The sequence below is a fragment of the Xenorhabdus poinarii G6 genome, from assembly GCF_000968175.1.
Lineage (GTDB): Bacteria > Pseudomonadota > Gammaproteobacteria > Enterobacterales > Enterobacteriaceae > Xenorhabdus > Xenorhabdus poinarii.
In genome coordinates, this window is record NZ_FO704551.1 from 2,227,759 (window position 1) to 2,240,727 (window position 12,969).

9 protein-coding genes are annotated in these 12,969 nt (G+C 45.5%); 6 read left to right on the top strand and 3 right to left on the bottom strand.

Features of this window, described 5'->3' with window-relative positions:
• Positions 1–485: 485 nt before the first annotated feature.
• From XPG1_RS18025 to rhlE, 3 genes are all read right to left on the bottom strand, one after another.
• A protein-coding gene (locus XPG1_RS18025) for an IS5 family transposase (protein ID WP_157879562.1) occupies positions 486–1,327 on the bottom strand; the annotation gives its coding sequence in 2 pieces (ribosomal slippage) (positions 486–985 and positions 985–1,327; 843 coding nt in all).
• A 174-nt stretch (positions 1,328–1,501) separates the two neighbouring features.
• Positions 1,502–2,434, bottom strand: coding sequence for a tRNA dihydrouridine(16) synthase DusC (dusC, locus tag XPG1_RS10325; protein WP_045959007.1), 933 nt, complete (start codon positions 2,432–2,434; stop codon positions 1,502–1,504).
• 3 nt (positions 2,435–2,437) lie between these two features.
• Positions 2,438–3,754 (bottom strand): ATP-dependent RNA helicase RhlE, encoded by a 1,317-nt coding sequence (rhlE, locus tag XPG1_RS10330; protein ID WP_045959008.1) that lies wholly within the window; start codon positions 3,752–3,754, stop codon positions 2,438–2,440.
• Between the two features lie 378 nt (positions 3,755–4,132).
• Here rhlE and XPG1_RS10335 point away from each other — a divergent pair, with 378 nt between their 5' ends.
• The 6 genes from XPG1_RS10335 to XPG1_RS10360 all read left to right on the top strand — a co-directional run bounded on the left by XPG1_RS10335 (position 4,133) and on the right by XPG1_RS10360 (position 12,833).
• Positions 4,133–4,834, top strand: a complete 702-nt coding sequence (locus tag XPG1_RS10335; RefSeq protein ID WP_045959009.1) for a transcriptional regulator — start codon at positions 4,133–4,135, stop codon at positions 4,832–4,834.
• Between the two features lie 206 nt (positions 4,835–5,040).
• Entirely contained in the window at positions 5,041–6,063 is a 1,023-nt protein-coding gene (gene hlyD / locus XPG1_RS10340) for a secretion protein HlyD (protein ID WP_045959010.1), read from the top strand.
• 9 nt (positions 6,064–6,072) lie between these two features.
• Positions 6,073–7,824, top strand: coding sequence for an ATP-binding cassette domain-containing protein (locus tag XPG1_RS10345; RefSeq protein WP_045959011.1), 1,752 nt, complete (start codon positions 6,073–6,075; stop codon positions 7,822–7,824).
• Positions 7,821–8,996, top strand: coding sequence for an ABC transporter permease (locus XPG1_RS10350; protein ID WP_045959012.1), 1,176 nt, complete (start codon positions 7,821–7,823; stop codon positions 8,994–8,996). The genes XPG1_RS10345 and XPG1_RS10350 overlap by 4 nt, the downstream gene beginning before the upstream one ends.
• A 21-nt stretch (positions 8,997–9,017) precedes the next feature.
• Positions 9,018–10,124: an ABC transporter permease gene (locus XPG1_RS10355; protein WP_045959013.1), complete on the top strand. Its 1,107-nt coding sequence runs from the start codon at positions 9,018–9,020 to the stop codon at positions 10,122–10,124.
• Positions 10,125–10,625: 501 nt separating this feature from the next.
• Positions 10,626–12,833, top strand: coding sequence for an autotransporter domain-containing protein (locus XPG1_RS10360; RefSeq protein WP_045959014.1), 2,208 nt, complete (start codon positions 10,626–10,628; stop codon positions 12,831–12,833).
• The last annotated feature ends 136 nt before the right edge of the window (positions 12,834–12,969 follow it).

The following is a 12,969-nucleotide window of genomic DNA, read 5'->3' on the forward strand; positions in this document are numbered from 1 at the left end:
ATAATTCTAATATAGAAAATAAAAGACGTTTTCATCGTAATCTAACCTAAGCCACTAATGACTTGTTGTCAATATCACCAAATGATCTGTTGTCTATATGTTTACATTAATGTTTTCCATAATGAATATAATTATATTTCATTTCATTACCTTGTAACAGGTCATCTTGATTAGAGGATCATTGTCCCAATAATTAGATATTGTGATAAACGTCTCTCTTTATAATGAGTATCTTTGGCGGGATATGTGAATTTTATGGAGGCTAGCCATTCTATTACCAAATATATAGCAAGTTATACCTGCTGATTCCATCCTCACTAGTATAACAATGGATTAACCCCAGTAAATCAGAAAGATTATTTTGGAAAAATGCTATGATTACAACCGTCATTCACTCTTCTTAATAGCGTATAAACACATAGAACAGCTTTAAATTAATGCAGTGATTTTACTATTATTACAGCTGTAGTATTAGGTCGTGTCCCTTAATTATATAACCGCTTGTAAAAGAGTCGAATACAGCCTAATTTCACCATGGATAAATAGTTTCGGGCGGTTTTTTCATAGCGGGTTGCAATACGCCGATTTCCTTTCAGAAAACCGAAACAGCGTTCGACCACATTCCGGCCACGATAAGCCTGTTTATCAAATTGCGTACGACCATCAGTACTGCCTTTTTCATTGATTTTATACGGAATAATGCCCTTTATCCTCAATTTACGCAGATAACCGCGCAGTTTTCCGCCCGAATAGCCTTTATCTGCCAGTACCGCTTTACCGCGCCGTTTCATGAAACCATTTTTGCGTTGGACGCCAATGCCATCAAGCAACGGGATGGCCGATTGACTTTCATGGGCTTGCCCAGCGGTCACTATCAGGTTGAGGGGAAATCCCTTTCGGTCGGTTGCCAGGTGGATTTTGGTGCCATAACCACCGCGTGAGCGACCCAGCGCATGATCGTCAGCGATATCGGGATGTTTTTTTTCGCGCCTGCGGCATCTTTACTCGCGCGAATATTGCTGCCATCCAGGCAAATTTCAGCCCAGTCAATCAACCCTTTTTCATCCAGAATGGACAGTAAACGATTAAATATCTTGTTGATAATGCCTGATTTTGACCAACGATTAAATCGGTTATAGACCGTTTTCCAAGGCCCATAGCGTTCCGGTAAGTCGCGCCACGGTGCCCCTGAACATAGCACCCAGAACATCCCATTTATCACACGGCGGTGTTCAACATAGGGACGTCCTGCCCGTTCTGAATGAACCAGGGGCAAACAAGATTCTATCAATATCCATGCGTCATCAGGAATGTCGTAGCGTGCCATCATCTTTTCCTATATTGAAAACCGTTTAGATGATAATACTACCGATTTACATTAAGGGACACGGCCTAGCATATTGGCAGAAGAATAAAATTAAAAATCTGGGAAGGTGCTATTTTCAGCAATGCCCAGTTCAGGAAATTGACACCATTTACCCCATCCATACGGGACGAAGGTTCAGGCGCGAGAGATAATCGCAGCGATCTGAGCCGTTGTTTTTAATACCCGGATTTGCATAAATAACGCATCAGCTTCATCGTATTCTTTACGCAAATACCCCAACCATTGTTTGATGCGAGCAACGTGATACAATCCGGTATCGCCTTGCTTTTCCAGATAAATGTATTTTTGCAACAGCTTAAGTACCTCACACCACGGCATTTTGGGTTCATGATATTTAATGACCCGACTCAAGTTTGGTGTATGCAGCGCACCACGCCCTATCATCAGCGCGTCGCATCCTGTGATACGGATACACGCTTGAGCACTCTGCCAATCCCAGATTTCTCCATTGGCAATCACAGGAATGGAGAGGCGTCGCCGAATCTCGCCAATCGCCGCCCAGTTAATACATTCGGCTTTATAACCCGCTTCTTTGGTTCGGCCGTGTACAGCCAGTTCCGTCGCTCCCGCCTGCTGAACAGCATCCGCAATTTCAAACTGACGTGAATCGGAATCCCATCCTAAACGTACTTTTACTGTCACTGGTAAGTGAGCAGGAACAGCCTCACGCATAGCTTTGGCGCCCTGATAGATCAGTTCAGGATCTTTCAATAAGCTGGCGCCACCACCGCTGCCATTCACCGCCCGGGACGGGCAACCGCAGTTTAAATCCACGCCCCACGATCCTAGCTCAACGGCTCTGGCGGCATTTTCTGCCAACCATTCTGGGTACTGCCCCAGAAGCTGAACTCTGACAGGGGTGCCGGATGGCGTCAGGCTCTGGTGATGCAATTCGGGGCACAGCCGGTAAAAAGATTTTACCGGCTGTAAGCTGTCAACCACACGCAGGAATTCTGTGATGCAGAGGTCATAGTCATTGACTTCACTCAACAATTCTCTGACCAGAGAATCTAAAACACCTTCCATCGGTGCCAGCAAAACACGCATGGATTACTTTCCTGTGACGAAAGCACGAGGAGATTTGGTTGCGGCACGGGGGCGGCGTTGACGTGTTGAAGCGCCCTGATTACGTGGACGATCCCCACCTTGTTTGCCATTTTTATGTTGAGTACGGGAAGACGTATCGCGGCTATTGCGTCCGTTCAAGATGGGTTCGGCCTTGATTGAAGGATCAGGTTCATAACCCGGAATGGCAATGCGTGGAATTTCCCGCTTCAATAGACGTTCAATATCTTTCAGGAGCTTGTGTTCATCGACACATACCAGCGATATTGCCTGCCCAGTCGACTCTGCACGCCCCGTTCGGCCAATTCGATGAACATAATCTTCGGCAACATTTGGCAGTTCATAGTTGACGACATAAGGTAACTGATCAATATCCAACCCACGAGCCGCGATATCGGTTGCCACCAATGCACGGATTTTGCCGGTTTTGAAGTCAGCCAATGCACGGGTTCTTGCCCCCTGGCTTTTGTTACCGTGGATCGCCGCAGCCGTCACGCCATCTTTATTCAGTTGCTCCGCTAGCCGGTTTGCACCGTGTTTAGTGCGCGTAAATATCAATACCTGCTGCCAGTTCTGGCTGCCTATCATGTAGGAGAGCAATTCTCCTTTGCGCTTTTTGTCTACAAAATGGATTGACTGATCAATCTGTTCAGACGCGGAATTGCGCCGGGCGACTTCTACACTGACAGGATTTTTCAGTAACTTATTAGCAAGATTCTTGATGTCATCAGAGAATGTCGCAGAGAAGAGTAAATTTTGACGTTTTGCCGGTAGCTTGTTCAACACACGACGAATATCGTGAATAAATCCCATGTCCAACATGCGATCGGCTTCATCCAAAATCAGAATTTCAACGCGGGAAAGATCCACCGCATTCTGGTGTTCCAAATCCAGTAAGCGCCCCGGCGTTGCCACCAGAATATCCACACCCCCACGCAATTTCATCATCTGCGGATTAATACTGACTCCGCCGAATACCACAAAGGAACGTAATTTAAGGTATTTACTGTAGTTATGTACACTTTCTCCCACCTGAGCCGCCAGTTCTCGGGTCGGTGTTAAAATCAAGGCTCTGACCGGACGTCGACCTTTTGCCTGGGTTGAAGATTCGCTCAAAAGTTGCAGGAGAGGTAGAGTAAACCCTGCGGTTTTTCCGGTACCCGTCTGAGCACTGGCCAATAGATCTTTACCGGATAACACAACAGGAATCGCCTGCTGCTGAATAGGGGTAGGCTCTGCGTAGCCTTGTTCTTCAATGGCACGCAAGATATCAGCCTTCAAGCCGAGTGACTCAAAATTCATAAATAAGAAATGCTCCAGACTTCACCATGCCTGATATCACTCAGGGGCAGTTTGATGGGAAGAAAACAGACGCGATAGAACGCAAAGAAATTACATAAACTGCAATGCACCATAATTAGCGCGGCATTATAACAGATATGATGTTTCACGCGGGCTTAAAGCGACCAATAATTGAAAGTAAAATTATGTCAATCCAGTCAGAGACGAGTTAACAGCGAGAATGGTGTAAAAACTGAAAGGTTATTTTTTTATTGATGTCTATTAAAAAGACAATTTGTGCCGACTTTACATCGAATTGCTTTAGTTTTAAAGTTAATCATACGATTGATATATTTTTCGACACTCTTGAAAATTCTTTGCAACGGGAAATTTTTTAACATGGCAGCGAAGACGGCTCAGACATTACGGGGCGAACAAGCCAAACAGCAACTTCTGGAAGCAGCAATCGCCATTTTTGGCAAATCCGGTCTGGATGGGGCAACGACCCGCAATATTGCACAACATGCACAACAAAATATCGCAGCCATTGCCTATTATTTTGGTTCTAAAGAAGGATTATACCTTGCCGTTGTGCAACATATTGCCGACAAGCTAAGAGCGGAGTTTGCACCTCTTATCGAATCCATTGATCGTTTTTTTGCTGAAACACCAAAACCCTATCCACAAGCGCAAATACTGGCCTTTATTCATCAGGGGATGGTGAGTTATAACCGACTGATTTTCGAGAAAAGTAGTATCAACATTAGCCGGATCATGTCCCATGAACAATTGACCCCCACTGAAGCTTACAGTGTCATGCATGATCAGGGGCTGGCCCCCATTTATTCCCGCTTGAATAAACTCATCGCCAACTATATCGGCGCTGATGAACGTCATATTTCAACCCAAATCCATACCCATGCCTTACTCGGTGAAATACTCTCTTTCCGACTGGCCAGAGAAGCCTTATTGCGCCAAACGGGGTGGGACAATATCGGGGTGAAAGAATATGAATTAATCAATCACGTTTTATCGCAACACATCAATTTATTGCTTGATGGATTAAGTGCGCAGACCGTCAGTCAGCCGCAGGTTGAGTGAATTCTGTTGATGCAATCCATCATATCCAGGCAAGCAGTACCTAAGCGAACAGTACCAAGTAGATAGTACCTAAATAGATAGTACCTAAGTAGATAGTACCTAAATAGATAATACACTGGCATTAAAACGTATATTCCCCATGACGCTCAAGTTGCCCCCTTTCTTGAACGCTCGGGGAGATACACTAAACAGGCATAAGGGATAGTATGAACAGTAAACAGTTTGCTCTTACCCTATTGGCGCTCATTGTTGTCATCGGTGCGATGGTGGGGATGTATTACTATCAGGAACAAAATAGCAGGGCGCTGACCTTGTATGGCAATGTAGATATCAGAACGGTCAATCTTGGCTTTCGGGTGGCTGGCAAATTGTCTGAGCTACAAGTGGATGAAGGTGATGCCATTGCAGTAGGACAGACGCTTGGCCGCCTCGATGATGCGCCGTTTATCAATGCGTTAAATCAGGCCAAAGCCGCTCGTGATATCGCCAAAGCCAATCTTGCCAAAGCAGAAGCCGGTTATCGCCGTGAAGAAATCGCTCAGGTACGATCTGAAGTGGCGCAAAAAGCATCAGCATTCCGTTTTGCGGATAGTTTCCTGAAACGTCAGCAAGGATTGTGGCAAAACAAAACCCTTTCCGCCAATGATCTGGAAAATGCCAGAGCCGGGCGTAATCAGGCTCTGGCCGCTTATCAGGCTGCAAAAGATAAATTACGTCAATTTGAAGCGGGTTATCGCACCGAAGAAATCGCGGCGGCAAAAGCGCAACTCACTCAAGCAGAAGCGGCCGTCGCACAGGCTGAACTCGATTTAAAAGATACCCAACTAACCGCCCCCTCTGCCGGGGTGATCCTGACCAGAGCCATTGAACCCGGCACCATGCTGGCGGCCGGCAATACTGTTTTTACGCTGTCACTGACCAATCCTGTTTGGATCAGGGCATACATTGATGAACCCAATCTCAATCAAGCCATTGCCGGACGGGAAATTCTGATTGATACCGATGGACGCAAAAATCAGCCCTATCATGGCAAAATTGGGTTTGTTTCGCCTACCGCCGAATTTACCCCAAAGAGCGTCGAAACACCGGATTTAAGAACGGATTTAGTCTATCGCCTGCGGATTATTGTTCTGGATCCCGATAATGGCCTGAAACAAGGCATGCCGGTCACTTTACGTTTTGCCGATACCAATACGGCTCAAGTCGATTTAGCTGACACAGATAAGTAAGGCGATAACATGAGCAGTTCAGCCAACATGATAACACTGAACGGCGTGGTGAAAACGTTTCCGGGTCTAGACGTTCCTGCGATCGCTCACCTCCGGGCAGAAATTCAGGGTGGATCAGTGACGGGGCTTGTCGGCCCTGATGGTGCCGGCAAAACCACGCTGATAAGAATGTTAGCCGGATTATTGCAGCCTGATAGCGGCAATATTGACATCATGGGGCTTAATCCCATCAAAGACAGTATTCAGGTACGTGCTGAACTCGGCTATATGCCGCAGAAATTTGGCTTATATGAAGATTTAACCGTGATGGAAAATCTGACTTTATATGCCGATCTCCGGGGTGTGTTTGGTGAGGAACGCAAAGCCACATTTCAAACGTTACTGAGCTTCACGGACTTGACCCATTTTACCCAACGGCTGGCGGGAAAACTGTCCGGCGGCATGAAACAAAAATTGGGGCTTGCTTGTACCTTATTGGGTAGCCCAAAAGTTTTGCTGCTGGATGAGCCGGGTGTCGGCGTCGATCCCATCGCCCGTCGTGAGTTATGGCAAATGGTCCATGAACTCGCTTCTGACGGTATGCTGATCCTGTGGAGTACCTCTTATCTGGATGAAGCTGAGTTATGTCGTGACGTTTTACTGATGAATCGGGGGGAATTGCTCTATCGCGGCCCACCACAAGATTTAACACAGGGTATTGCTGGCCGCTCTTTTTTGCTTGATGTCAGGCAAAATGTTCGTCGCAAGGTACTGCAACATGCCCTCACATTGCCACAAGTGACTGATGGTGTGATTCAGGGGAAATATGTTCGTCTGATCTTAAAGCAATCAGCGGATAAAAATGAATTACTCCAACAAACACTATTTCAACAAATAGGGCTATCGGCAGCCAATATCGTCGATGCCGAACCACGTTTCGAAGATGCATTTATCGATTTATTGGGAGGCGGCCCTGCTCGTCATTCAGAACTGGCTGAAATTCTGCCACAAATCCCGCCAAATCCGACAGAAACCGTGATAGAAGCCTGTAGCCTGACGAAAAAATTTGGCGATTTTGCAGCCACTGATCAGGTGGACTTTCAGGTAAAACGGGGTGAAATTTTTGGTCTGTTAGGGCCGAATGGCGCCGGAAAATCGACGACCTTCAAAATGATGTGTGGTTTAATGATCCCCACGTCCGGCAAGGCACTGGTTTTGGATATGGATCTCAAAACCCGTTCAGGTAAAGCCCGCCAGCACCTTGGTTATATGGCTCAGAAATTTTCGCTTTATGGCAACCTGACGGTTGAGCAAAATCTCAAATTTTTCTCCGGTGTTTACGGCCTGACAGGCCGCCAGCAAAAAGAGAAGATGTCCGGCATGATCCATGCCTTCAATCTCGACCCGATTTTACATCAAAAGACTGAACGTCTGCCGCTGGGATTTAAACAACGACTCGCCCTTTCCTGCGCATTAATGCATGAGCCTGACATCCTGTTTTTGGATGAACCCACTTCGGGGGTTGATCCCTTGACACGGCGGGAATTTTGGATGCATATCAATGGCATGGTGGATAAAGGCGTCACCGTAATGGTCACAACCCACTTTATGGATGAAGCAGAATATTGTGATCGTATCGGGCTGGTATTTCGCGGCAAATTGATTGCAGCAGGCACGCCGGATGAGCTGAAACAACGGGTCGCCACGGATACGCGCCCAAATCCCTCCATGGAAGATGCTTTTATCGATCTCGTGGTGAATTACGATAAGGAGCCACAATGAGTTATCCAGAACACAACACCGCCCAACCGGTAACACACCAGAAAGCGGCTCGTTTTTCATGGCGTCGATTGAAAGCACTCTGTATCAAGGAGACGAAACAGATTATCCGTGATCCTAGTAGTGCTTTAATTGCGGTCGTGATCCCATTGATGTTACTGTTGATTTTTGGCTATGGCATTAATTTGGATTCCAGCAAACTTCGCCTCGGCATTTTAATGGAACAGCAGAGCAAAGACGCCCGTGAATTAGTGCATGTCTTTACAGGATCGCCTTATATTGATGCCATGATCAGCGACAATCGCCAGCATCTCATCAAAAAAATGCAGGAAAACCAAATCCGCGGTATTATCGTTATTCCGGTCAATTTTGATGCTCTGCTTGCCCGTCCAGACAACCTCGCCCCCATTCAGGTGATCACCGATGGCAGTGAACCCAACACCGCCAATTTTGTTCAGGGTTATACCAAAGGTATCTGGCAAATTTGGTTACAACAACGAGGGCAAAATCAGGGAGTATCAACAACCCCCTTGATTGATACACAAATTCGCTATTGGTTTAACCCCGCCGCCATCAGCCAACATTTTCTTATTCCCGGCGCTGTCTCGATTATTATGACCGTAGTCGGTGCAATTCTGACCTCCCTGGTGGTTGCCCGTGAATGGGAACGCGGAACGATGGAAGCCCTGCTTTCAACTCAGGTCACCCGCATTGAATTACTGCTCGCTAAATTATTGCCCTACCAAATGCTCGGTTCTTTTGTCATGGTGCTTTGCATGGTATTCACGGTTTTTGTCCTGGGTGTCCCTTATCGCGGTTCCTTGTGGATATTAGCGTTAGTCTCCAGCCTTTATCTCGCTACCGCGTTGGGTATGGGTCTGCTCATTTCTACCCTGACACGTAATCAGTTTAATGCTGCAATGATTTCGCTGAATGCCGCTTTTTTACCTGCCATCATGCTGTCTGGCTTTGTATTCGAAATAGACAGTATGCCCGTACTGATTCAGGCTTCCACTTACGTGATACCTGCCCGTTACTTTGTCAGTAGCCTACAGACACTCTTTCTGGCTGGAAACATCGGTACGGTGTTGATGACCAATCTGCTTCTGCTACTTGCCAGTTCCATCGTCTTTATCGGCCTGACCGCGTGGAAAACCCGCCGGCATCTGGATTAAACGGGATAAAAAGGAGAGAGCATGTTTTATCGTCTGTATACCCTCATTATGAAAGAGTTACAGTCTCTTCTGCGTGAACCGCAAACACGGAACATTCTGATTTTAACCGTAATTATACAAATGATCCTGTTTCCGTGGGCAGCCACACTGGAAGTCAAGAACGCCACCATCGCCATTTATAATGAAGACAAAGGGCAGGCATCGATTGAATTAACGCAGCGGCTGGCAAAATCGAAAGCCTTTCCTGATGTGATTTTGCTAACCAGTTCGCAAGCAATACGCCCCACCTTAGATAACCGTAAAGCGCTACTGCTGGTACGTTTTCCACAAAATTTCAGTGCGAATCTCGCCAATCATCATCCGGCTTCAATCCAGGTTTTGCTGGACGGACGTAATTCAAATAGCGCTCAGATTGCTGCCAACTATATCCAGCAAATTGTGCTGGATTATCAAAAACAATTATTGGGCAATAGCGCCAATTTCAATCACAGTGAGTTAATGATTCGTAATTGGTATAACGCCAATTTGGATTATAAGTGGTTTGTTGTACCATCATTGGTTGCCATGATTACCACCATTGGCGTACTCATCGTTACAGCGCTGTCGGTCGCGCGTGAACGGGAACAAGGAACGCTGGATCAATTGCTGGTTTCTCCATTGGAGACATGGCAAATATTCCTTGGTAAAGCCATTCCGGCGTTGATCGTCGCGACGATGCAAGCCAGTATTGTTTTGTTGATTGGCACGCTGTGCTATCAAATCCCTTTCGCGGGTTCATTATTGTTATTTTATGGTTGCATGTTGATTTATGGATTATCGCTAGTGGGTTTCGGCTTACTGATTTCGGCGGTTTGTTCTACTCAGCAGCAAGCGTTTATCGGGGTATTTGTGTTTATGATGCCGGCTATCCTCCTTTCCGGCTATATCTCTCCGGTTGAGAATATGCCCGTTTGGTTACAAAACATCACCTGGATTAACCCCATCCGACATTTTACTGATATCACCAAACAGATTTATTTAAAAGGGGCTGATTTAGCTGTGATTTGGCCAAATCTCTGGCCTCTATTGGTCATTACGGCAACGACGGGGGGAGGAGCTTATTACCTGTTCCGCCGTAAGATTGCGTAATATAACCACCAACAAATCATCAAACACCACCGCAAGTTGCACCTACTTAATTGTAACGAATGATAGGCGCAATGAGCGGCTGCTCATGCTCACGTTATATCAGCAGCAGTAGATACTTCTACTGGAAAAGTCTATTCCGGTTTTAGTGACCAGCCTCATCCAACCACACTTCATCGCCATTTTTTAAGACTTATACACATACCTCAGCACCGAATCAAATGAAACACAAATGAAATATTTTATTAACATGTGAATTGTCACACAACTGCATCGCACATTTGATTCGACATCACATTTTTTCCATTAAATTCAATTTGAAAATGGAATATCAAAAATAATTCGGCATACTTAGCAAAGACCAATTGTTTCAAAAACGTTAAATTTTTATTAAAAATTTAACTCATTAAAGCCTCTATTTTAACAAAAGGGGCACCTCTTAAACGTTGCCATTAACAGGCAATAAGCTAACAACTAACAAATGGTTTTTAAGGAGAATGCTCAATGAAAAAAGCATTTTTATTCATACCTGCACTGCTAGCGATTTCAATCAATCCCCTTGCCCATGCCCATATTGATAAAAATGTGTATGTTTTTGGTGGAGATAGCACGACTGATACAGGAAATGCCCGCGCCGAAACAATTAAAAATGCAAAACCTGAAGAAAGGGAAGATGCGGAAAAACTCCACGCACGCTACACGACTGATGGGAATAAAGAAAAAGTTGCTGTTGAAGTATTTTCTGGCCGCAACTTAATACCCTCTGAAGAAGGTGGCACCAATCATGCCAAAGCAGGAGCAACGGCTACCGGAGCATTTAATCCCGAAGATCCCAACAACACGACAGCAAAACAGCTCAACGATTTTCTGGAAAACAATAAGATCGACCCTGACGGAATCTATTTTCATTGGGTAGGCGGGAATGATATTAAAACGGCGTTAATGGCAAATCTGGGAAAACTGTTTGACCTCAGTGATAAATCCTCTTGGAAACCTGATGATATAATCAAAGAAAGTGCGAACGCTACCGCAGCACAAATTAACACATTGGTGAAACACGGGGATGGATTAGTTGTCGCTCCCACTGTGCCTGATATTGGCAAAACACCAAAATTGTTGGAAGCCGTTTTGGCATCAGGGATAAAAATGAAAGTGAATAAAATAGTGGATGCCGAAATAGAGAAAATGGACCCGTTTGTGCGCGATCTTCTCGGAAACACAATCAGATCAACCGTCCAAAAAAAAACACAAGAACAAATAGAAAGTATTTTAGGCGAAGTACACTTAAGCATTAATCAAGCCACCATCGTTAGCGAAGAGGCACGTCAACTCGCCCTCCAAAAGCTATTCAAGACATTGGGGCAGTTATCTGAAAACAAGGTTAAAGCGCTGGCGATGGAATATCAAAGCCAACTTAAAATGCTTGGCATAGACCTTGAAAAGATTAAATTAGATCCCACCGCCATTGAGAAAGAACTCGCCGAGGCTTATAACAAGGCCAGCACTGCTGCGACAAGCCTCACCGAGGCTTATAACAAGCGAGTAGATAATGAAATCAGCGGTAATATCTTACGTGCAGATATTAATGGCCTGCTGCGTGAGGTTATGTCTAATTCCATCATCTATGGCTTCGGCAATAATTTGGGTTATGCCTGTGGCGTAGGCGTCGATGCGAACAAATGCACTTCCAAACCTAAAACGACCAAAGAACAAGGCCCTAAAGATTTTGATGACAGTAAAGAGTTTATCTTCTCGGATGGTTTCCATCCATCACCACTGGCACACAAGATCATGGGCCAATATTTTGAATCCATTTATGTCGCCCCATCACAGGTGATGATCCTGAATCAGGTCAATCGTGCTCCAGTTAAAGGCACTCGAGCTTCTCTTGATGGTCACCTGCAACAATTACGCCATGGTGGTCATCAACCAGGAAAATTGGGTGTCTTCGGTGCCTATACTGGCAATCGTCATCACTCCTTTACTTTAGGTGGCGACTATCAACTGACAGAAAACTTTTTGCTGGGTGTGCTGTACGCCAATGACAAATCCGAGCGTTCCCCTATTTCCAATTTTACCTACAATGGAAATGCTCATGTAGCAACGGGTTATGCCCTATGGAATGTCTTTAACAACGCATGGGTGAACGCTGATCTCCACTATGCTCACATGAGTTACGACCTGACCCGCAACATTCAACTTGGGAAAGCTACTCGTAGAGAAAGCGGTTCAACGAAAGGGAAACAATGGGGAGCTCGTTTTACGGCGGGTTGGGATATACCTGTCACAAACGTCGTCAGCACCAGCCCTATTATTCAATTTGCTTGGGATAAAGGCGATGTCAAAGGCTACCGAGAATCCGGTAACAACAGTACCTCCATGCATTTTAGTGACCAGCATTACACATCTAAAGTAGGGACATTAGGATGGCGTGTCGATACCCAATTGGGGCGTTTCAATCCTTATGCTGCTGTAGCATTTCATCACCAGTTCGGGGATACACGCTACAAACTGCGCAGCGCCATTCATTCCACCACAAACGCCTTTGTTATGGAGAGTGGTAAACAGAGCAAAGACTGGCGCCAATACACAATAGGCACAAATGCGAATCTGTTTAATGATGTACATGGTTTTGCTTCCGTCACACGTAACGAAGGCCATTCGCAAGATCCCAATTACAATTTTAGTTTGGGGATCAACGTCCGATTCTGAATGTGTCACGATTCGCGCGAGAAAAAACGCGGTTTGCTGGAGACTCAACAACCACCGATGTTAGTCGGTGGTTGTCAATAATCTGAAAAATCCCCCAATAGAAATTGAGGGATTTTGGCAGGAAAAACAGGCCAAC